This is a genomic window from Streptomyces sp. NPDC002889 (genome assembly GCF_042888425.1).
Lineage (GTDB): Bacteria > Actinomycetota > Actinomycetes > Streptomycetales > Streptomycetaceae > Streptomyces.
This window is the reverse complement of sequence record NZ_JBIAPT010000006.1, coordinates 78,474-99,042: the sequence shown is the minus strand read 5'-3', so window position 1 is coordinate 99,042 and position 20,569 is coordinate 78,474. Positions and strand designations below refer to the sequence as shown.

At 68.6% G+C, this 20,569-nt stretch carries 18 protein-coding genes; 6 read left to right on the top strand and 12 right to left on the bottom strand.

Annotation, left to right across the window (positions count from 1 at the left end):
* The first annotated feature begins 176 nt into the window (after positions 1 to 176).
* Positions 177 to 1,400, top strand: coding sequence for a GDSL-type esterase/lipase family protein (locus ACFYWI_RS10875; protein ID WP_389228597.1), 1,224 nt, complete (start codon positions 177 to 179; stop codon positions 1,398 to 1,400).
* A 162-nt stretch (positions 1,401 to 1,562) separates the two neighbouring features.
* Here ACFYWI_RS10875 and ACFYWI_RS10870 read toward each other — a convergent pair whose 3' ends face one another.
* Positions 1,563 to 2,138: a hypothetical protein gene (locus ACFYWI_RS10870; protein ID WP_389228594.1), complete on the bottom strand. Its 576-nt coding sequence runs from the start codon at positions 2,136 to 2,138 to the stop codon at positions 1,563 to 1,565.
* Between the two features lie 151 nt (positions 2,139 to 2,289).
* The gene (locus tag ACFYWI_RS10865) at positions 2,290 to 2,730 is read right to left on the bottom strand and encodes an XRE family transcriptional regulator (RefSeq protein ID WP_389228591.1); all 441 of its coding nucleotides are present in this window, start codon (positions 2,728 to 2,730) and stop codon (positions 2,290 to 2,292) included.
* Between the two features lie 182 nt (positions 2,731 to 2,912).
* Here ACFYWI_RS10865 and ACFYWI_RS10860 point away from each other — a divergent pair, with 182 nt between their 5' ends.
* Positions 2,913 to 4,109 carry an IS701 family transposase gene (locus ACFYWI_RS10860; RefSeq protein ID WP_389228588.1) on the top strand — a complete coding sequence of 399 codons (1,197 nt, stop codon included), beginning with the start codon at positions 2,913 to 2,915 and terminating at the stop codon, positions 4,107 to 4,109.
* Positions 4,110 to 4,167: 58 nt separating this feature from the next.
* On the opposite strand, the gene ACFYWI_RS10855 is transcribed toward ACFYWI_RS10860, so the two are convergent.
* The 10 genes from ACFYWI_RS10855 to ACFYWI_RS10810 form a co-directional block, all read right to left on the bottom strand.
* A complete protein-coding gene (locus tag ACFYWI_RS10855; RefSeq protein ID WP_389228585.1) occupies positions 4,168 to 4,500 on the bottom strand; it encodes an ArsR/SmtB family transcription factor in 333 nt (110 codons plus the stop codon).
* Between the two features lie 134 nt (positions 4,501 to 4,634).
* The gene (locus ACFYWI_RS10850; protein ID WP_389228582.1) at positions 4,635 to 5,849 is read right to left on the bottom strand and encodes a 3-deoxy-7-phosphoheptulonate synthase; all 1,215 of its coding nucleotides are present in this window, start codon (positions 5,847 to 5,849) and stop codon (positions 4,635 to 4,637) included.
* A 189-nt stretch (positions 5,850 to 6,038) separates the two neighbouring features.
* On the bottom strand, positions 6,039 to 8,303 hold the full coding sequence (locus ACFYWI_RS10845) for a prenyltransferase/squalene oxidase repeat-containing protein (RefSeq protein ID WP_389228579.1): 2,265 nt from the start codon (positions 8,301 to 8,303) through the stop codon (positions 6,039 to 6,041).
* A gap of 67 nt (positions 8,304 to 8,370) precedes the next feature.
* Complete coding sequence (locus tag ACFYWI_RS10840; RefSeq protein WP_389228576.1) at positions 8,371 to 9,600, bottom strand: MFS transporter; 1,230 nt, start codon at positions 9,598 to 9,600, stop codon at positions 8,371 to 8,373.
* 125 nt (positions 9,601 to 9,725) lie between these two features.
* Complete coding sequence (locus ACFYWI_RS10835; RefSeq protein ID WP_389228573.1) at positions 9,726 to 10,853, bottom strand: LLM class flavin-dependent oxidoreductase; 1,128 nt, start codon at positions 10,851 to 10,853, stop codon at positions 9,726 to 9,728.
* A gap of 58 nt (positions 10,854 to 10,911) precedes the next feature.
* Complete coding sequence (locus tag ACFYWI_RS10830; RefSeq protein ID WP_389228570.1) at positions 10,912 to 11,412, bottom strand: flavin reductase family protein; 501 nt, start codon at positions 11,410 to 11,412, stop codon at positions 10,912 to 10,914.
* Positions 11,413 to 11,841, bottom strand: coding sequence for an Ohr family peroxiredoxin (locus ACFYWI_RS10825; protein WP_389228567.1), 429 nt, complete (start codon positions 11,839 to 11,841; stop codon positions 11,413 to 11,415). It abuts the gene before it with no gap.
* Positions 11,842 to 11,892: 51 nt separating this feature from the next.
* Positions 11,893 to 12,420 carry a hypothetical protein gene (locus ACFYWI_RS10820; protein WP_389228564.1) on the bottom strand — a complete coding sequence of 176 codons (528 nt, stop codon included), beginning with the start codon at positions 12,418 to 12,420 and terminating at the stop codon, positions 11,893 to 11,895.
* Positions 12,417 to 13,700, bottom strand: a complete 1,284-nt coding sequence (locus tag ACFYWI_RS10815; RefSeq protein WP_389228562.1) for a hypothetical protein — start codon at positions 13,698 to 13,700, stop codon at positions 12,417 to 12,419. Before ACFYWI_RS10815 ends, ACFYWI_RS10820 begins: the two co-directional genes overlap by 4 nt.
* Complete coding sequence (locus ACFYWI_RS10810) at positions 13,697 to 14,599, bottom strand: DapH/DapD/GlmU-related protein (RefSeq protein ID WP_389228559.1); 903 nt, start codon at positions 14,597 to 14,599, stop codon at positions 13,697 to 13,699. The genes ACFYWI_RS10815 and ACFYWI_RS10810 overlap by 4 nt, the downstream gene beginning before the upstream one ends.
* A gap of 460 nt (positions 14,600 to 15,059) precedes the next feature.
* On the opposite strand from ACFYWI_RS10810, the gene rfbB reads away from it, so the two are divergent.
* Genes rfbB through ACFYWI_RS10790 form a run of 4 tightly spaced genes read left to right on the top strand, consistent with a single transcriptional unit; the run spans position 15,060 to position 19,998 of the window.
* Positions 15,060 to 16,034 (top strand): dTDP-glucose 4,6-dehydratase, encoded by a 975-nt coding sequence (gene rfbB / locus ACFYWI_RS10805; RefSeq protein ID WP_389228556.1) that lies wholly within the window; start codon positions 15,060 to 15,062, stop codon positions 16,032 to 16,034.
* A gap of 17 nt (positions 16,035 to 16,051) precedes the next feature.
* Entirely contained in the window at positions 16,052 to 16,918 is an 867-nt protein-coding gene (rfbA, locus tag ACFYWI_RS10800; protein ID WP_389228553.1) for a glucose-1-phosphate thymidylyltransferase RfbA, read from the top strand.
* Between the two features lie 19 nt (positions 16,919 to 16,937).
* On the top strand, positions 16,938 to 18,626 hold the full coding sequence (locus tag ACFYWI_RS10795; RefSeq protein WP_389228550.1) for an FAD-binding oxidoreductase: 1,689 nt from the start codon (positions 16,938 to 16,940) through the stop codon (positions 18,624 to 18,626).
* A 37-nt stretch (positions 18,627 to 18,663) separates the two neighbouring features.
* Complete coding sequence (locus ACFYWI_RS10790) at positions 18,664 to 19,998, top strand: MFS transporter (protein WP_389228548.1); 1,335 nt, start codon at positions 18,664 to 18,666, stop codon at positions 19,996 to 19,998.
* The last annotated feature ends 571 nt before the right edge of the window (positions 19,999 to 20,569 follow it).

The window sequence follows — 20,569 nt, the reverse complement described above, 5'->3', positions numbered from 1 at the left end:
TCTGTCAGGTTTCGCCTCCCCGATCACGGGCGGATGGTTAGCCTCACCGGCAGCTGATGCTGAGCCGCTGGATGATCGCCCGGCGGTCGGCGGTCGGCGATCGTCGGCCGTCAGCCACGAGGGGGTGGGCGGAAAATCTTGGGGCGGGCCGTGCATCCGACGAGCAGAATGCAGCCATGAACGACTGGCTCGACGACGTCCCCGGCGCCCCCACGGCGGACCGGGCGATGGACTGGATCACCACGCCCATCACCACAGCCATCCTGCGCGGCGCCCTGGATCTGGAGCGCACCGAACACGGGGTGCTGCCGCACCGGCTGCCCGCCCGGGCCCGTGCCCAGTGCGCCGACGGGCAGCTGGCCATGGCGGAGGCCCAGCCGTCCGGCGTACGGCTGGTGTTCCGCACGCGGGCCACCGCGGTCGAGCTGGACGCGCTCCGCACCAAGAACGTCTACGAGGGCGCCCCGCCCCGCCCCGATGGCGTGTACGACCTGCTCGTCGACGGCCGGCCGGCCGGGCAGGACAGTGTGACCGGCGGCAACGTCCTGATGGTGGACATGACCACCGGGTCCGTGGAAACCCGGCCCGGCCCGGTCGGCACCGTCCGTTTCTCCGGCCTCCCCGACCGCGTCAAGGACGTCGAGATCTGGCTGCCGTACAACGAGATCACCCAGCTGGTCGCCCTGCGCACCGACGCCCCCGTCGAGCCCCTACCGGGTGGTGGCCGCAAGAAGTGGCTGCACCACGGCAGTTCGATCAGCCACGGCTCCGACGCCGCAAGCCCCAGCACAACCTGGCCCGCCCTGGCCGGCTCTCTCGGCGGTGTGGATCTGACCAACCTGGGCCTGGGCGGCAGCGCCCTGCTCGACCCGTTCACCGCCCGGGCCCTGCGCGACATCCCCGCGGACCTGATCAGCGTCAAGATCGGCATCAACCTCGTCAACACCGACCTGATGCGCCTGCGCGCCTTCGGCCCCGCGGTGCACGGCTTCCTCGACACCATCCGCGACGGCCACCCCACCACTCCGCTCCTGGTCGTCTCGCCCATCCTGTGCCCCATCCACGAGGACACCCCCGGCCCCAGTGCCCCGGACTTCAGCAACCTCAGCGCGGGAAGGCTCCAGTTCCGGGCCGCGGGCGACCCCGCGGAACGGGCCGGCGGGAAGCTGACCCTCAACGTCATCCGGGACGAACTGGCCCGCCTCGTGAAGCAGCGGGCAGCCGACGACCCGAACCTGCACTACCTCGACGGCCGCGGCCTCTACGGCGAGCCGGACTTCGCCGAACTGCCGCTGCCCGACCAACTTCACCCGGACGCCACCACACACCGCCGCATAGGCGAACGCTTCGCCGCCCTGGCCTTCGGCTCCGGCGGCCCGTTCGCCGCCAAGCGTGCCTGAAACGCCCGCTCCTCGTCCGGCTCCGATCACGCTCGGGCCAACGGTCCGAGCACCTGGGATGCTTTGCCGTTCGGTGCGCAACCTGGATGGCAGCCCCGTAGACCCAGTTCTACGTGATGAGTCGGAGGAGCTGCTTTGTAGAGCCGCCGACACCAACCCGGCTCAGCCGACCTCAACTGAGACGCGGAGGCCGGCGAGCGCCGAACCGAGGATGATCCCGCCGGGCCGAGTCTGTTCGATTAACTCGCGCGGAACGGTGAGGAAGCCGCATGTGGCGACCCCCCGGTCGTAGGGAGCGCCGTCCTTGTGGCCCCGCCACGCCGTCGCCGACCGCGTCGGCGGGTTGGCCCCTGATGTGAGGTAGATACCGCGCACGTCACCGGGATGCAGGACGTCGCCGAGAGGCTGATCCCACACAACAGACCCTTCATCGTCAGCCACCAGAGCCAGCCCGATGGCTGGGGCATCGCCGCAGTTCGCAAGACGGAATGCGCCACTTCCTGGGCTGGTGATGCGGAACTTGGCCCTCGGCTCCGCCGCTGCCTTCTGTAGCTCGACAGCTGCTTCTGCAACTTCGGCGGAGCGGTGACTGCTCCAGAAGGCAAGGCCGCTAATGATCAGCGCGGCAATGGCCATCAGGAACGTGGCTATCTCCATGGACGGTCTGCAACGCCGGCTGCTCCTGGCAGTCGATCTAGACAGCTTGATCCGAAGCGGCACCAGCGTCTTGAACTGCACTTCGGGCGACGCCCCTGACCAGGCCAGATAGCGAAACGCTGCTGGAGGACCCGTCCACGGATGGCAGTACCCGCCAGTCGTGTCCTGTCCTCGCGCGCCTGCTCACCGAGCGCCAGGGCACCAGCCGGTGGCGGTCGTTCGCGTCAGGCGGTTACGCGTCGGGACTCCCCGGGTCCGGGGCGAGTCCCTCCAGTTCGCGCACTCGCTCAATCACCTCATTGATGGACCGCAGGCTCTTGTGGGACAGACCTGCCGTCCTGAGCGCCACGTGCTGCACCTGTGTGTCCCGGAGGGCCACGAGCAGGTCGAGTTCGGCGTTCACGGTCGCCGTCACCTGGTCGTCGAAGAAGTACGCCGGCGGTACACCGAAGAACCTCGCCATGCCTTCCACGTGCCGCAAGGTGGGATTGTCACGCTGCCCCTTGCGCAGAAGCCAGATGTAGCTGCCCGAGATGGGCACACCATCCACGCTGATGGCGCGGGCAACCTCCTCGTTGCTGTAAGGGCCGCGGCCGGCCGGAATCATGCTGGTGAACAGGTGGTTCAGCTTGTCTGCCAGGCTTCTGCCCGGCTCATTCTCTGAGTCGCTCAAGGCCGCGCCTCCATCCTCTGGAGCACACGCTATCGCCACACTGGTGTGGAAGTCGATGAGCGTGCAGCCTCTATACCGGTTGACGCCACGCGGACCTCAGGACTAGCGTCACACGAGGGCTTCAACTGGTGTTGACGCCAGAGGTGAAGCCACGGCATGCCAGTCAATGGGGGGCGGATGCCATGAGTACCCGTGTTACAGGGCACCGAACTGCACGATCCAGTGATGCCCGTCAGGCACGCGGCGCTGTGCGGGGCCAGCCGGGGTCCACAAGGGCGGTCACGCGGGAGGACTTCCTCGCCGCGCTCTTCTCCTCGCTGAGCAGAAGAGACCAGCGGGAAAGAGGGGAGCAGTACGTCCGGGGACTACTCGTGGCTCAGGGCCGCAAATCGGTCCGGAACATCGCCGCCAGCCTCGGCATCCCGGAAGAGGAACAGCGACTGCACCACTTCATCGCCGTTTCGACCTGGGACTGGGAACCGGTGCGAGCCGCCCTGGCCGACTTCTTGGAGCGGACCAGCCCGCCGCAGGCGTGGGTGATCCAGTCCATGCTGATTCCCAAGGTCGGCGAGCACACCGTCGGCGTGGACCGGTGGTTTGATCAGCGATACGGGCAGACCGTCGTGGGGCAGCGCGCCTATGGTGCGTGGTATGCCTCCGATCGGCTGAGTGTGCCGGTCAACTGGAAACTGTTCCTCCCCAGTCGATGGGCGTACGACCGGGACCTGCGCAATCGTGCCGAGATCCCTGACAAGGTCGCCGGCCAACCGCTCGAGGAATGTGCCGCCACTGTGGTCCTCGACGCTGCCGCCGCCTGGAACACCCGGCCGAGGCCGGTGCTGATGGACTTGAGGGACAGCAACGGCTGGAGGGCCATGAGCCGGTTCGCGTCGGCCGGGTTCCCGGTGCTCGCCAGGATCGACAGGGGAGCCCGGCTCGTGGTCGAGGACCCTTTGCTGCCCGGAGCCGGCGGGGCCGCCATGCCCGCGGCGCGCATTCTGGATGCGGTCAAGGCCCTGCGGCACCCGGTCGAATGGGCAGATCCGAGCGGGGCTCCGAGCATACGCGCCTCATTGGTCGCGTCCGTACGCGTACGGACGCCGGAGTCGTCCCCCGGTGCCCGGCGGACGCTCTTACTGTTGGGAGAGTGGCATACCCCGGACCGCGCTCCCGCCCAGGTGTGGATCACGGATCTCACCAAGGTGCCCAGCAGTTCACTGCTCCGACTCACGAAGCTGACCCGCAGGGTCGCCCGGGACTTCTCCCGTGGGGGTGACGAGGTCGGCCTGCGCGACTTCGTGGGCCGCTCGTTCCGGGGCTGGCACCGGCACATGACCCTGGCATCCGCGGCGCACACGATGGCCGCACTTCCGCTGTGACTCGGGGCGAGTCGCGGTCCGGGGCCGCTGCCCGCAAGGCCGGCCCCGGACCGGAGACTCAACCGGCCACCCGGGCTTCCTCCGGTGCCGGAGCCGTCACTTGGACAGCATCCAGCAGCTTGGGAAAGCGGGCATCGATGTCCTCACGCCGGAGCGTGATCACACGGGTGGTCCCGCGGATCTCGGTCTGCATGAGTCCGGCTTCCCGCAGCACCCTGAGGTGATGCGAGAGCGTCGACTTCGCGATCGGGTAGCTGAGCTGCCCGCACACGCGTGGGCCCTCCAGGTGCATCGTACGAGCGATGTCCCGGCGGATGGGGTCGCTGAGAGCGTGCAGCACCTTGTCCAGGGAGATGTCTCCCCGGTCGGGGTGAAACAGTTCACCACGCACGTCTGACCTCCTCGTCTCCTGATTGCAACGGCCATGTGATTGTCGCGGCTACGCGTCGTTGCCCTCCCCTTCCGGTGAGCACAGCCGGGAACCGGCTCCCGGCTGTGCCACTCCTTTGCGGTTCCGCAGCTGCCTCAGGCCGCGCTGAACCGGTCGATGACTTCGAGGGCCTGCAGCACATTGAGGCGTGGATCGCACAGGCTCGTGTAGTGACGCCCGAGCGCGTACTCGTCGGGGACGTCGACGCCTACGCATTCGGTGACGGCATCGGCAGCGGTCTCCAGGTGCAGCCCGCCGGGGTGAAGGCCCAGGCCGGTCAGCACTCGGGCGAAGGCGACGGCCTCTGCGGCGATGTGCTGGACGTACCGCGTCTTGATTCCGCCGGCGGTTCGTACGGTGTTGCCATGCATCGGGTCGCAGACCCAGACCACCGGGTGTCCAGCTTCCCGGACGGTCTGTACGAGCGCAGGCAGCCTGTCTGCGGCTGCCCGGTGGCCGAGCCGGGCGATCAGCGTGAGGCGGCCCGGCTCACGCTCGGGGTCGAGTACGCGGCACAGCTCCCGCAGCTGTTCGGGAGTAGCCGTCGGGCCGACCTTGCAGGCGACGGGATTGGCGAGGTTCGCGAACAGGCGTACGTGAGCTCCCCGCACATCCCGGGTCCGCTCCCCGATCCACGGGAAGTGCGTGGAACCGAGGAACCAGCGCCCTTCGGCCTCGTGGTAGCGGACCAGCGGGACCTCGTAGTCCATCACCAGGGCTTCATGACTCGTCCAGATGCGCCGCCCGTCGGCCGCGTTCGCCTCGAGCTGGGCCGCGGCGGCGCCCGAGAGTTCGTAGGCGCGCAGCATCCGGTCAGGGTCGTTGCGCCGGTCCGCCGCCGAAGTGCCCTCACCATTGACGAGATGGCCTCGGAAGACCGGCAGGTGCCGGCCGTCAACGGTCTCGACAGCGTCCGAGCGCGGCTTGGCGAACTGACCCGCCGTCCGCCCGACCGACACGACCTCGGTGCCACCGGTCCGGGCGAGCCGGGCGGCCAGTCGGCTCACGGTTCCGGCTTTGGCCCGGACGTGCGCGGGTGAGTACTCGGCGAAACTCTCGGCGCAGTCGCCGGCCTGGAGGATCCGCGCGGCACCCCTGGCGACGTCAGCCAGCAGACCCTTGAGTTCGGCCAGGCCGGCAGGGCTGACCAGCGATGGGGCCTCGGACAGCGTGCGGCAGGCGAGGTCACGCCGCGCGGGATCGCTCCAGTTGGGCTGCTGCGCGGTGGGCAGGTACTTCCAACGCTCCACGTCGTCCTGACGACCCGCGTCAGTGAGTGTCAGAGGCGCTTGTGCATCGGGGAGGGGCATGGGTCTCCTCGTGGATAGGACTGACGGACTGGACACCACCCCGGCCTTCCTCTCATTCGATGTTTTACGACTCTAGAACATTTGGAGGAGTGTCGGCCAGAAGGAGCGAGAAGCACTCGGACGGGGATCAGGAAAGGGAGCGGCGCCCGCAGCCGTGGCCGCGGGCGACGCGAGGGAGCAGGGGGAGCCTCAGGAAACGGCGATGGCGAAGTACGGGGTCAGGCCCTTGGCCAGGATGGCCAGGGACTGCACCGCCGCGAAGCCCTCGTCGATGGTTCCGGACGTCACTCCGGGGATGTTGGAGAAACCACCGTCCGGCGTCTGGCACCCGGTCAGCCACGTCTGGCACTCGTCCTGCCGGAGCGGCGCGGATTCGAGCAGGTAGAGCGCGGCGACCGCGTGGTAGGTGGCGATCAGGCTTTCGCGGCTGACCAGGTCGTGGGAGAAACCACCGCCCGGCCCCTGGCAGTCCTGCAGAAAGCGGACAGCTTCGGCGCGGTACGGCAGGTCTTTGCCGAGGAGCGCCAGTGTGCCGACCGCCCGGTAGACGGAGAAGGTGTCGGACGGGGTGCCCACCCGCTCGCCGTAGCCGCCGTCCTCGTTGCGTGCGGCGACGACGTAGCGCACGCACGCCTCGGGATCCGCAGGACCGGATCCCAGCGAATCGAGCGCCACCACTGCAAGGTTGGTGTGGAACAGGTCGCTGACAAAGCCGGGGACGACACCGAAGCCGCCGTCCTTGTTCTGGCAGCCCCGCAGGAACTCGATCGCCCCTTCGCGGTCCCGCGGCCCGGCCTCGTGCCCGAGGAGCTGGAACGCGTTGACGGCCAGGTACGAGTTGAGGACGTCAGCCGGGCCACCCGGGAACTCCGCGAACGCACCGTTGGGTGACTGGGCGTACGTGAGCCAGGCCGTCACCTGTTCGAGCTCCTGAGGGTCCTCGCCCAGAACGCGGAGGTTGGCCACCGAGTGGTGCGTGCCGAAGACGGAGGGCGCCTGGTTCGCGCCCGAGCCGATCGGGGCAATGCGCGGGGTCCATCCATAGCCCTGTCCGGGGGTGAAGCTGGAGCGGATGTAGTTCAGGTGGGCCGCGACGTCCATGACACCGGAGAGGTCGACCGCCTCCATGGCGTGGATGTCCTCGATCGCTGCCCGTATTTCGGGCAGGCCGGCCGCCAGAGCCGCGACGGACTCCGTCTGCGTGGCGACGGTCTGCTTCAGGTCGTCGGCCGCGTCCTCACGGGTGGCGTGCAGCGCGAGCGCGGTGAGGATCTGCGGAGACGCCTGCTTGTTGTAGAGGCGCAGGAAGCTGCTCGAACCGAAGTGGAAGATGCCCGGCAAGTCGCGGGGCGGCAGCATCTGGCGGACGAAGGGGCCGACAGGAGTGCCCGGAGGCGTCCAGAAATAGCCCTCGCCGATGAAGACACCGCCGTGCACCGTGTCGACCATGGACTCCAGGTACCCGCGGGTACGGGACACCGCCTGCTCAAGGCCCGTGTCGCGCAGGCCCAGGGCCGTGCGCACACGGCCGTTGGCGAGCAGGGACCAGGCGTTGGCGGCCGTGGTCTTGATCGGTATGGCGGAGTTCAGCAAGGTGATGAACTCCCGGTGGATGGTGATCTTTCCGTCGAGGTCGCAGTGGTTCCAGTGGCCGCCGAACCGCTCGTCCCACAGATGGCTGTTGTTGTAGCTGACGATCTGGACGGCGAGATCGGTCAGTGCCGCGTCCCCGAGCGTCCTGCCGGCCTCGGCCAGGGCGATCGCGGTAAGCGAGGAGGCGGTCAGGTCCACCTTGGCCGTTGGCACGGGGGCGTTGTCCAGGCCGCGCCAGTCCGGCACCGACCCGTCCTGGTTCACGAAGACCTCGACCAGGACGGCCGCCGACTGAACCGCCTCCTCCCGATCGGCGGCGTCGCTGGTCAGCCGGGCCAACAGGGCCAGGGCGAGCGTCCGGGCGGCGGCGCCGGCCGCCGGTGAACGGTCGTCGAGAACCGAACTGCCGTCACGCGCCACCGAGCCGAGCAGACGGCCGTCCCGGACGAGCAGTTGCTGCGCGTACTTCAGCTGGGCACGCCCGTCGGCCGGCTCCCCGACCCCGTGGGCGGCCGCCTCCAGCAGCGCCGCCGCGACGAGGAACTGCCGGTGCGCGGTTTTCACGCTGCTGAGCTCGTGCGGGATCCCGGAGACTTCCAGGAACTCGAGGTAACCGCCGTGCGTCCGGTCCACGAAGTCCGCCAGACCCTCGGCGGGCCGGACCCGGGCGGTGTCGAACCCGGCCTCCGCGGCCGCCCAGTGGGCCAGGGCACAGCTCTCGACCATACGGTCCGCCGTGATGGCCCGGGTACCGTCGTAGTCGATGGCCGAAACCAGGCCGCCGTACTGGGTGTTGGCGAACGAGGCAGCGTAGTTCTCCCACAGGGCCTCGGGGGCGGTGGCACGGGCGTTCTGGGGCATCGTTTTCCTTAAGGTGTCTGGGCGGGCCCGGCCCTGGGAGAGGTTCCGGGGACTGGGCCCGCGTCGGTCAGTCGGCGTGCTGGGCCGCCGGGCGCTGGGCCGCCGGGCGCTGGGCCGGCGGGGCGGCCGTCTCGGAGGCCGCCTGATTGGTTTCCGTAGCGCGGCTGCGCGCCACGCTGATGAGGTAGACGACGAGCGAGACCAGAGCCAGGACGGCACCCGTGGGTCCGATGTTGCGGACATCGCCCATGTCGATGACGGCGCCACCGACCAGCCCGGACGCTCCGATGCCGATGTACTGCGCCGAGGTGTTGAGCGAGATCACCAGCGGCGGGGCCTTGGGAGCCAGGCCGATGAGTCGGTGCTGCTGGGACAGCAGGATCATCCAGGCGAAGCCGGCGAAGAGCAGCAGGGTGACGGCGGCACCGGCGACGGTCGTGCCCGTCCACGGCAGGATGCCGAGCATCACGGCGAAGCCGAGGACGCACATCACGGTGGTCTTGGTGCTGCCCCACTTGTCCACGAGCCAGCCGGCGGCGAAGTTTCCGCAGGCGCCGCCGATTCCGTAGACGACGAGCAGCAGCGTCAGCGTGCCGGCGTCGACCTCCAGGATCTCCTCGAGCAGCAGCTTGATGTACGTGTAGACGGTGAAGCCGCCGAGGAAGGCGAGCAGGGTCGTCAGCAGGGTGCCGCCGACGCCCCGCACCTTCAGTACGGAGAGCCGCGTCCGCAGGCTGGTCGCCGGCGGGTTGGGCAGCGTGGGCAGGAAGACGGCGACTCCGATCAGCGCAACGACGCCCACGCCGGTGAGCATCCAGAAGACGCCCTGGTAACTGGTGTAGCTCCCGAGGTAGGTGCCGAGCGGGGAGCCGAAAACGGTGGCCACCGTGATGCCGCCGCCGACCACGGCCAGTGCTCGGCCGCGGGCCTCCTCGGGAGCAACCGCTGTCGCCGCCACTGCCGCGTTCGGGACGAACATCGCCGCACCGATGGCCGCCACGGCCCGCCCGGCGACGAGGACCTCGTAGTCGGAGGAGAGTGCGATGAGCAGATTGCCAAGGGTGAAGATCCCGAGCCCCCACAGCAGGACCCCGCGGCGGGGGAACCTGCCGAGCGCTGCCGCCAGTACGGGGCTCGACACGGCGAGCACCCAGGCGAACACCGTGATGAGCTGACCTGCCTGGCTTACCTCGACGCCCGCCTGTGCGGCGATGTCGTCAAGCACGCCGGCGATGACGAATCCGTCGGTGCCGATCGCGAAGGTTCCCAACGCGAGGATGAGAATCCGAAACCACATGAGCTGTCCTTTCCGTCTTCGGGAGAAACGCGCGCCAATAGTTCGAAGTTCGACGCACATCGAAAGACTAGAGGGAGGGCGGCCGCAGATCAACGGGGGCGGGGCCGGGATCGGCTGAACGAGTGTCAGTCGGTGCTCTGGCGACGCGCCTCGGCGTTCATGGCGGCGAAGTCGGCGCTCTTGCCCGCCACCCACTCCTGCGACGCCTTCAGGCTGCGTACGGAACCGCGGAAGTGCGGTACGACGTAGCGGGCGATGAGCTCATAGCTGCGCCGGAGCTTCTCCCGCGGAGCCCAGTCCTGCGCCGTGAACAGCACGGTGCCGAAACCTCCGCTGATCTCCTCCAGCTTCTCGATCGCCGCGATCGCGTCCTCCACCGTGCCGACGATCGCGCTGCCGGAGGCGACCATGGCCTCGACCTCTCGCCCCTCGGGCAGCTTGATCGGCAGACCGATGGTGTCCCGGAAGTAGCCGTTGATCCACCGGCCGACTCCGGCCCGAACGTCGTTGAGCGCCTCTTCCCTGGACTCCGCGACGTGCGCCGAGATGACGACCCGCCAGCCCTTGCGGTCCACGGTCTGCCCGTGTTCAACGGCCGATGCTTCGGCCGCCTGCCACAGCTCACCCAGCGGCGGGGCCCCTGCCCCGGGCATTCCGGTGGCGAAGGTCAGCGGGCTGAGGCCGTAGCGGCCGACGAGTTCCATGCTCCGGGTCGACCCGGAGCTGGCCACCACCATCGGCAGGCCGTCCGGGTTGTACGGGCGCAGGTGCAGCCGGGCTTCCTGGAGGTTGAACCAGTCGGTCTTGCGCGTCAGCGGCTCGTCCGAGTGAAAGAGATGCATGATCGCATCGAGCGACTCCGTCATCATCCGCCGCTGGTCGACCGGCGAGATACCCATCATGTACGCGTCCGAGGGGAGCACCCCGGCGCCCATGCCGAACAGCACGCGGCCGCGGCTCTGGTGGTCGAGCTGCACGATGCGGTTCGCCACGGTCAGCGGGTTGTGGTACGGCAGGCTCACGACACCGGTGCCGAGCTTGATCCTGTGCGTGCGCTCCGCTGCCGCCGCCATGAAGAGCTCGGGCGAACTGATGGGTGCCCACCCGGCCGAGTGGTGCTCCCCCACCCAGGCCTCGTCGAAGCCCAGCTCCTCGAGCCACTCCACGAGGCCGAGGTCGCGCCAGTAGATGTTGTGCGGGTCCTCTCCCGGCTCGTGGAAAGGCGGAAGGAAGCCGCCGAAGGAAAGGGTCATGGTGTTCTCCTCAGAGTGTGAAGGAGCTCCAGGCGGAGCTCGATGACGAAGTCCGGAGTCAGCCGACGGTGGCGAAGCGCCGTTGGTAGCGGACCAGGGGCCGGCCACCTCGCACCGTGACCTCGTGGACGGCACCTATGAGCAGTTCGTGGTCCCCCGCGTCGACCCGCTGGGCCAGGGAGCACCGGAAGTGCCCAATGGCGTCGCGGACGTACGGGAGACCGTCGCCGTCCTGCACCTGGTCGGTGCCCGAGAACCGGTCGATGCCACTGGTGGCGAAGGTCTCGGCGAGACCGACGTGGTCCCAGGACAGCATGCTGACGGTGAACTCAGCGGCCTGGGCGAAGGCCTCGTAGCAGCTGGAGGACCTGGCGATGCCGACCAGCAGGAGTGGTGGATCCAGCGAGAGGGACGAGACCGCGCTCGCGGTGAAACCCCACGGGCGGCCGTCGGCGTCCCGCGTCGCGACGATCGTCACAGGTGCGGAGAGCAGCGCCATTCCGTCGCGGAAGGCCGCCGTCGTGACGAGCGGTGCGGTCTGCGACTGCTGCACCGGCACCTACCGCCCCTTGCCGTTGACGACCACCTTGATGTTGCCCTCGACCGCACGGACGAAGGGGCACAAGGCATGGGCTTCGTCGAGCAGTTGATCCACCTGCTCCTGCGGTACGTCCGGCAGGGAGACCGTCAGCACGGCGCCCAGGGCAAAGCCGCCGTCCGCGGTCTGACCGAGCTCGATGTCCGCGGTGACCCGCGAGTTCTCCACATCGACGCCCTGGTTACGGCCCGCCACTCCCAGCATGCCCTGGAAGCAGATGGCCCAGGCCGCGCCCATCAGTTGCTCGGGATTGGTACCCGTCGTGGGCCACTCGCCGACGGGCGGTACGTACGCCACGTCGAAGACGTCGTCGTCCGCGCGCACCCGGCCCACCCGGACGGCGTCGCTCGTGGCGCCTCCGGTGTACCAGCTCTTCGTGATCTCCAGCATAGGAACTCCTGGTCGGTGGTGGTCGCTTCGTGGTCCGTATGCCTGGCCGGCTCAGCTGCCGGCAGGCTCGAGGTCCCGGTCGGACTCGGCCGCGCTCACGTATGCGGGGTTGAACTTCTCGAATACGTAGATCCGTGACCCGTCCGCGCAGGAGATGACGTATTCCTTGAACGCGCACGGCTGGTGGCGGTCGTCGCCGGGCCATTCGGCCAGGCCGGATGTCAGGATGGTGCGGTGCTGCTTGCTGCCGGCCTCGCGCAGGCGCTGGCCCAGCGGGGTGCTGTCGCTCGCGGATGCGGACCAGCCCGACGGCTGGACGGTGAAGGCGACGGTGTTGACGCTCACCACGTCGCCGCCAGGAGTGAGCAGCGCCGAGTGGCGCAGTACGGCTTGTTCCCCGGCCGCGAGCCCGAGGGCGCGCACGGCCCGGGAATCGAGCACATGCGCCGGGACGGGGCCCTGTGCGTCGACCCGAACGGAGAGCGGGCAGTTCAACAGCGCTTCGAGCAGGGTAGTGGTGGACCCGTCGCCGGCCAGCAGCATGCGTGTGGCATCGGCCGACAGGGCAACGTCGATCATCTGTTGCTCCCTCGATGGCTGGACGTTTCAGTGGCGGGACGGCGGGACCGCCGCGCGGTGGAAGAACGGCGGGCGGCCTCGACCAGCAGGCCGGCCGCGTAGGTGGTGCCCGGCCCGTCCGGAGCGATACGGCGGGCAGCCGCCTCGAACCGGTCGCCGGCGCCGGCGGCGAGCAGCGGTGAGACGGTGGTGGCGAGATCGTCCGGCCCCGGCGCTATGAGAGTGGGATACCCGAGGAGTTCCAGCCGCCGGGCGGCCTCCACCTCGTGGTACTCCCCGAGGCTGCCCAGCACGAAGACGCTGGGGACGCGCATCGCGGCCACTTCGGTCACGGTGATCCAGCCGGGAGCGGACAGCAGCAGGTCGGCCTCCTGGAGCAGCGGCATCCAGTCGGGCAGATAGCTGAGGGCCACCACATCAGCCGGCGTGTCGACCGGCTCCCGGCTCAGCAGCACCATCTGGAGGTCCGGGTGTTCCTTCTTGAGCAGCCGGAAGGCGTCCAGGTAGGTTCGGATGACACGTTGCTTGTTCTCCAGGAACATGGTCGTTCCGCCGACCGAGGCGACGACGACGGGTCCATCGCCCAGCCCGAGGGACCGGCGTACCCGGGTTCCGTCCACAGCGGCCGGGAAGTCGCGGATCATGGGACCGGTGAACACGGCCCGCCCTTCCTCCATGGCCAGCGCCACGGCCGTTCCGCGGTCCAGCTCCGCGACGGCCGGCTTGTCGGTGAGGACGATCTCGGCCGTGTCGACGATCCACGCGAAGACCGCGCGCAGGGCCTCACGGGCACGCCTCATGTCGTCCCGGTCGACCTCGAAACCCCCGGATTCGAGGGTCTCGTCATCGAGTTGGACGAGCGTGAAGTCAAAGCGCTCGGTGACAAGCGCATGCGCAACGCCGAGAATGGCGGCGGCCATACTGGCCGAGATGTTGTAGTCGCTCACCACCAGGTCCGGCTCGAGGTCGCGGAATTGGGCGAGGTGACTCAGAATGCGGTCCCCGCTGACGAACGCCGGGGCCACGTAGTCGGTGATGTACGCCGACCAGTCCATCTGTTTGCCGAGGTGGCTGGAGGTCGAGTGGTCCACATGCTTGCCGGCGACGTCCACCACGGCCACCCCGGCACTTTCGAAGAGAGGGGTGAAGGTGTCCTGCAGCGACCCCAGCAGGACGGTGAGCTCAGCATCGGGGTGCTGGGCTCGCAGGGCCCTGGCGAGCGACAGGGCGCGCATATTGTGCCCGGACCCGGTCGGGTTGGGCGCAAAGACGATCCTCATCGGATGCGTTTCCTTAATATTCCGGAAGTGGTGTTGCCTGCGGGTACGTCACTCACGACCAGGGCGTCCGCGGTGACCGTGGCCCCGTCTCCTATGTCGACCGGGCCGACGATCGTGGCCCCGTCGCCGATCCGGCAATCCGCACCGATGGTGATCGGTCCGGCCTGCCAGGGAAGGGAACGGCGGCCCATGTCGTGACCGCTGGAGAGCACGAGTACGCGTCGGCCCAGTACCGTGCGGGCGCCGATGTCGATCCCGCTCGATGCCTCGAGAATTGATCGCGCCCCCACCGTGACCGCGGCGCCGAACCTCACGCCGCCGTGTTCCGATGGCCCGTCGGCCCGGCCCATGGCAATGACCTCGTCGCCCAGGACGACGTCGGGACCGCCTGTCATGTCGGCGTCGAGCTGACAGTCGGAGCCGGCCAGCCAGCCCCGGGGAAGCGGGTGCGCCTCAGCCGTGCGCCTGGCCCGGACGACCTCGATGATGCGGCTGATATCGGGCAACCCGTCATCGAGGACGGTGCGGCGGCGCAGCAGGCGGGCGGGCGCTCCGGCCACGACCGCGTCGTCCGCCACGTCGTCGGTCACATGCGCGCCGGCGGCCACAACAGCACCGCCGCCCACCCGGACACCTGGCTCGATCACGGCCCGGGCCCCGATCCAGGCGCCGGAGCCGATACGGGTCCGGACATCCCCCACGCGTCCGATGCGGGCTTCGGAGGCGATCAGGGAACCGGCTCCGATGTCGGCCGAATCCAGCCGGCACCGGAAGCCGACGAAGGTGCCGTCGCCGAGAACGGATCCGCTCACCGTCGTTCCGGTGCGAATCCAGATGCCGGAACCGACAGCTGTGTCGGGGGCGACGGACGCCCCTGCCTCGACGAGAACTGCGGACATACTCCCCCCTGGGTCTCGGTTCTGATGGAGGATCGGAAGCTCGATCTGCTACTGACTGCTACTTCGAACTTCTACGAATGTTGAGGACCGTAGCGAGCGGCCCCGGGTAGCGCAAGCGTTCGACGACCTACCTGACAGACTCTTTCCTGGCTCACCCTCGACCGCCTGCCGATCGACAGCGGTCGACACAGCCACCCATTGAAGTGCCTCTGACCTGCGCATTTCATCCGTCTGTGAAGAGGAGCGCCGAACCGGTCAAGAGTTCGCCGCCAGCCGGCGACCAACTTTGACGTTGCTTGTCTGACTCAATTTCGTAGTTCTACGATCAGCGAATCCGGTCGAGCGGCGGGCATGCCCCCGCTTCGACTATCCATGTCTCACTACACATGGTGATGACTGCCGGGGTTCGACCGCGTCCTGGACCCCAACACCTCGCGACGACCCGAGCAGGGGGCTCTCCATGCATGTCCTGGTCACCGGCGGAGCCGGATTCATCGGCAGCAACTACGTACGCAGGACACTCGAAAACCACTACGGCACTGGTCACGCCACCGTCACCGTGCTGGACAAGCTCACCTATGCCGGAAACAGGGCGAACCTGGCGCCGTTCGCCGACAACCCGCTCCTGCGGTTCGTACAGGGGGACATCGGCGACGCCCAACTGCTCACCCGCTTGCTGCCTTCCGTCGACGCCGTCGTGAACTTCGCGGCCGAGAGCCATGTGGACCGGTCCATCGACAGTGCCGCCGAGTTCGTCGCCACCAACGTGGCCGGCACACAGACTCTGCTGCAGGCAGCGCTGGACGCGGGAGTCCCCCGCTTCGTCCATGTCTCCACCGACGAGGTCTACGGATCGATCGACACCGGATCCTGGACGGAGGAGTGGCCTCTGGAGCCCAACTCCCCCTATGCGGCGACGAAGGCGGGTGCCGACCTCATGGTGCGCGCCTACGCCCGGACCCACCGGATGAATGTGAGCATCACCCGCTGCAGCAACAACTACGGTCCCTACCAGTTCCCGGAGAAGGTCGTCCCCCTCTTCGTGACCAGCCTCATGCAGGGTGCGACCGTCCCCCTCTACGGAGACGGTCTGAACATCCGGGACTGGCTGCACGTGGACGATCACTGCCGCGGGATTCAGCTGGTCCTCGAACGCGGTGCCCCGGGCGAGATCTACCACATCGGCGGCGGGCAGGAGCTCACCAACCGTGAGCTGACGGAACGGATCCTGCAGGCGTTGGGATCCGACTGGTCCTCCGTGCGCCAGGTCGCCGACCGCAAGGGCCACGACCGCCGCTACTCCCTGGACGACAGCAAGCTCAGAGCGCTCGGCTACCGTCCGGAGGTCCCCTTCGAGGAAGGCCTCGCCACGACGGTGGCCTGGTATCGGGACAACACCGATTGGTGGCAGCCCATCACCGCGGCGGCTGCCTGACCGAAGGGAACTCAACGATGCGCGGCATCATCCTCGCCGGCGGGTCAGGCAGCCGCCTCCGCCCGTTGACCAGCATTCACTCCAAACAGCTCCTGCCCGTCTACGACAAGCCCATGATCTACTACCCGCTCTCGGTCCTGCTCCAGACCGGGATCCGGGAGATCCTCATCATCTCCACCCCGGCGCATCTGGGGATGTACCGCTCTCTGCTCGGAGACGGCAGGCAGTTGGGCATCAGCCTCTCCTACGAGGTTCAGGACGAGCCGAAGGGGCTGGCAGAAGCACTCCTGATCGGACGGGAGTTCGTGGGGTCGGAGCAGGTCTGCCTCATACTCGGCGACAACATCTTCTACGGTCACCGCCTCCCGGACATGCTGCGCGAGGAGGTCGAACGCCTCGACGGGTGCACCCTCTTCGGCTACCCGGTCAGCGATCCCGAGCGGTACGGAGTCGCCTCCGTGGACGCCGAGGGCACGATCTTGACCCTGGAGGAGAAGCCCACCGCTCCGCGGTCCAACCTCGCCGTCACGGGGCTCTACCTCTACGACAACGACGCCCTGGCCCATGCATCCGAGCTCCTGCCCTCCGCCCGCGGCGAGCTGGAGATCACCGATCTCAACCTGAGGTACGTCAAGGAGGGCCGGGCCCGGCTGGTCAACCTGGGCCGGGGATCAGCCTGGTTCGACACGGGCACCCACGACAGCCTGCTGGAGGCTTCGCTCTTCGTCCAGCTGCTGGAGAAGCGCCAGGGCATCCGCATCTCCTGCCTCGAAGAAGTCGCCCACCACATGGGCTACATCGACAACGAGCAACTGAGGGTGCTGGCCAAGGAACTCTCCTCCTCCAACTACGGCCAGTACGTCCTGAGCCTGGCCGGTGCCTAGAGAAGAGCGTGATGCGGATATGAGCCACACCGGTACCGACATCAACAGCGGGCGCTGGTCCAGGCGCCGGCTTCTGACCACAGGCGCCGTGTCCGTGGGAGCCGCCGCACTGCCCGCCGCGGCTGCCGCGGATCCGGGCCCGTTGACGGACACAACACCGGGTGCGGTGTCGGTCGTGCCGGGCGACCCCCGCTACCGGGACCTCGTCACCGGCATGAACCAGCGGTGGACCGGCCGCCCCGAGGAGGTCCGGCTGGCCCGCTCGACCGCCCACGTGGTTGCCGCGGTGCAGGAGGCGGTGACAGCGGGCAAGCGTCTCACGGTCCGCAGCGGCGGGCACTGCTACGAGGACTTCGTCTTCAACAGCGAAACGCAGGTCGTACTCGACATGTCCGGGATGAACGCGGTCGACTACGACCCCGAACGGCGCGCGTTCCGGGTGGAGGCGGGCGCCACCCTCCTCGACGTGTATGAGCGCCTGTACAAGGGCTGGGGCGTCACCGTCCCCGGCGGCATGTGCTACTCCGTCGGCGCGGGTGGCCACATCAGCGGCGGCGGCTGGGGGCTCCTGTGCCGCCGTGACGGCATCAGCGTGGACCACCTCTACGCCGTTGAGGTGGTGGTGGTCGACGCAGAGGGCACGGTGCGCACGGTCGTCGCCACGCGGGAACAGAGCGACCCCAACAGGGAGCTGTGGTGGGCGCACACCGGAGGGGGCGGCGGGAACTTCGGCGTCGTCACTCGGTACTGGTTCCGCTCGCCGCGCTCCTCCGGCGCGGATCCCGCCCAGGCCCTCCCGAAGCCGCCGGGCGAAGTGCTGCTCAGCGCCATCCAGTGGTCGTGGAGCAGGATGACCCAGAGCGCCTTCACCACTCTGGTCGGGAACTACGGTGCCTGGCACGAGGCGCACCGCGCGCCGGGCGGTCCGTACGCCGGTCTGTGCAGTTTCCTGCGGCTGAGCCACCGCTCGAACGGCACCATCGGCCTGGTGACACAGATGGATGCCACCGTGCCCGACGCGGAGCGCCGGCTCGACGAGTTCATCGCGGCAATCACCCAGGGTGTGGACGTCCCGCACGGGCCGCTCACGACGGGGGCCGGCGAGCACGGCCCCATGCCCGAGTTCTTCATACCGCAGCGCTGGCCGTGGCTGCGCGCCACACGCTATCTGGGCACAACCAACCGTCCGCTGGTCGATCCGTCCCTGCGCAGCGACTACAAGTCGGCGTACATGCGCACCAATTTCCCCGACTCCCAGATCTCCGCGTTCTACCGGCACCTGAACCGGGAGGATTTCAGCAACGGCTCCGCGATGGTCGTGCTCAGCTCGTACGGAGGCGAGGTCAACGCGGTGGCCCCCGAGGCGACGGCCACGCCCCACCGGGATTCGGCGTTCAAGCTGCTCTACCAGACCTATTGGTCCGAGCCAGACGACGACGCGGCCAACCTCGACTGGATCCGCAGCTTCTACGAAGACGTCTATGGGGACACCGGCGGTGTACCCGTGGCCAACGGCGTGACCGGCGGCTGTTACGTGAACTACGCGGACATAGACCTGGGAGACGCGCAGCGCAACACCTCCGGAGTGCCGTGGTACACCCTCTACTACGGCGCCAACTACCCCAGGCTGCAGCAGGCCAAGGCGAAGTGGGACCCGCGCGACTTCTTCCGCCACGGACAGTCGATCCGGTTGCCTGGCCATGCGTAGTGAGCTGTCGCGACGAGCGGAAGTCCGCCGTCCGCGCGTGGGCCGGACCTTCCCTGTCCTGGCGATGTGCTGGCTCGTCGTCATGTTCGACGGCATGGACCTCAACCTGTACGGCGCGGTGATGCCGCACATGATGGCTGACAAGGAGCTGGGCCTCACGCCCTCGACGGCAGGCACCATCGGCAGCTGGACCACGCTGGGCATGCTGATCGGTGCACTCGCCGCCGGCAATCTCACCGACTGGGCCGGCCGCCGGCCCGTCGTCATCAGCTGCACTGTGGTGTTCTCCGCGGGTTCGGTGCTGTGCGCCGTCTCCCAGGGAACCGGAGCCTTCGGCTTCGGTCGTTTCATCGCGGGTCTCGGCCTGGGCGGGGTGCTGCCCACCTGTCTGGCCATGGTCATGGAGTTCGCACCGGCCGGACGCGCCGCGTGGACCGCAGGCGCGCTGATGACGTCGTACCACGTGGGCGGCATGCTGGCGACGGGGCTGGGGCTCAGCCTGACGTCCGGAGCTGACTGGAGATGGGTGTTCTGGGCGGGGGTGGTCCCGGCGTTCGTTGCCGTGCCACTGCTCCTACGTCATCTGCCTGAATCCCCGTCCGTGCTCCTGGCCCGAGGCAAACGCGAGCAGGCAGATGAGGTGGCCCGCAGATTCGGGATGGAGCGGCCCGCCATCGACTCGGCCCCGGCATGGGGCGTCCGGGGCCGCTGGGACACTGTGCTGTTGCTGTTCCGCGCAAGCAGCCGCTGGGCCACGCTCCTGCTGTGGGCAGCCTCCTTCTGCGGTCTGCTGCTCGTCTACGGGGTCAGCACCTGGCTTCCGCAGCTCATGCGGGCGGCCGGATACGGGGTGAGCTCCTCGGTGAGCTTTCTCCTCGTGATCAACGCCGGCGGGATTGCGGGCATGTTCCTCGCGGGGAGGGCCGCCACAAGGTTCGGCCCCGTGCGCGTCTGCTCTCTCTGGTTCGTCCTCACCGCTGCGGGCTCCCTTCTGCTGTCTGTCCGGATGCCGTTGATGGCGACGTACGCGGTCGTCGCGCTCACCGGTGTGTGGCTGTTCAGCGCCCAGGTCATGGTCTACGCCGCGGTTTCTGCCCTGTATCCGGCCGGCCGGCGTGCCGCAGGTCTGGGCTGGACAACGGGGGTGGGCCGTCTCGGAGCGGTCGTGGGCCCCATGCTGGGTGGCGCTGTCATGGCCAACGGGGCGCACCAGTGGGGTTTTGCGGCCTTCGCGGTGGCGGGCCTGATCGGCGCCCTGACTATCGCTGCCGTACCGCTGGCGAGTGGCACCCGGGCACGAGGGCCGGACGCGGAAGCGCCGCATCAACCCGAGCTCTCCGCGCCGCCCGCCGCAACCCACCGAGCCCGCTGAACCGACCGTGGGAGCATCATGCCGCTGGGGTACCTGGACTTCCTCGACCAGCCCTTCGGGGACCACCGCGACAGCCCGCCGGAGGCGCCCGGAGCCTCCGTGCCCCGCGACCGTCCCGGTACGGGCAGGGTCAATGGCGGGGACTGCGCAGGGCTCCCGGGCGGAGTTCCTCAGGACCCGGCGAGCACTGTGGGCCGGCTCAGGAGGCTGCTGCGGCAGATCGCCCCTCGCCGTGCACCGTCTTGCAAGTCGCACTCGGAGGACCTGACGGACTTCGTGAGACGACATCGCAGCACAGCGCGAGCACGTCCTCGTGTCCGGAAGTAGCCCTACCTTGCCGCCAGTTGGGGATCATGTGTGGATGGATGCTTTGCAGTCGCATGGTCCGGTCGGGAGTGTCGTGACGCACAACACGTGGACATCACCTCAGCGTACGCGTATCCAGAGTCCGAAGCCGGGGCCTGCCCGCGCCGGGACCAAGCCGCCACAGCCGCACCTCCGCCCCCGCGATCAGTGATCAGTGATCGTGATGCGATGGCGGAGGACGGTCGACAGTCGACGCGCGGCCGGT

What these genes read in the sequence shown, in the direction of transcription:
- ACFYWI_RS10875 (WP_389228597.1), top strand. Translation starts at nt 177, where the DNA reads ATGAACGACTGGCTCGACGACGTCCCCGGCGCCCCCACGGCGGACCGG.
- ACFYWI_RS10860 (WP_389228588.1), top strand. Translation starts at nt 2,913, where the DNA reads ATGAGTACCCGTGTTACAGGGCACCGAACTGCACGATCCAGTGATGCC.
- ACFYWI_RS10850 (WP_389228582.1), bottom strand. Translation starts at nt 5,849, where the DNA reads ATGCCCCTCCCCGATGCACAAGCGCCTCTGACACTCACTGACGCGGGT.
- ACFYWI_RS10845 (WP_389228579.1), bottom strand. Translation starts at nt 8,303, where the DNA reads ATGCCCCAGAACGCCCGTGCCACCGCCCCCGAGGCCCTGTGGGAGAAC.
- ACFYWI_RS10840 (WP_389228576.1), bottom strand. Translation starts at nt 9,600, where the DNA reads ATGTGGTTTCGGATTCTCATCCTCGCGTTGGGAACCTTCGCGATCGGC.
- ACFYWI_RS10835 (WP_389228573.1), bottom strand. Translation starts at nt 10,853, where the DNA reads ATGACCCTTTCCTTCGGCGGCTTCCTTCCGCCTTTCCACGAGCCGGGA.
- ACFYWI_RS10825 (WP_389228567.1), bottom strand. Translation starts at nt 11,841, where the DNA reads ATGCTGGAGATCACGAAGAGCTGGTACACCGGAGGCGCCACGAGCGAC.
- ACFYWI_RS10820 (WP_389228564.1), bottom strand. Translation starts at nt 12,420, where the DNA reads ATGATCGACGTTGCCCTGTCGGCCGATGCCACACGCATGCTGCTGGCC.
- ACFYWI_RS10815 (WP_389228562.1), bottom strand. Translation starts at nt 13,700, where the DNA reads ATGAGGATCGTCTTTGCGCCCAACCCGACCGGGTCCGGGCACAATATG.
- ACFYWI_RS10810 (WP_389228559.1), bottom strand. Translation starts at nt 14,599, where the DNA reads ATGTCCGCAGTTCTCGTCGAGGCAGGGGCGTCCGTCGCCCCCGACACA.
- rfbB (WP_389228556.1), top strand. Translation starts at nt 15,060, where the DNA reads ATGCATGTCCTGGTCACCGGCGGAGCCGGATTCATCGGCAGCAACTAC.
- rfbA (WP_389228553.1), top strand. Translation starts at nt 16,052, where the DNA reads ATGCGCGGCATCATCCTCGCCGGCGGGTCAGGCAGCCGCCTCCGCCCG.
- ACFYWI_RS10795 (WP_389228550.1), top strand. Translation starts at nt 16,938, where the DNA reads ATGAGCCACACCGGTACCGACATCAACAGCGGGCGCTGGTCCAGGCGC.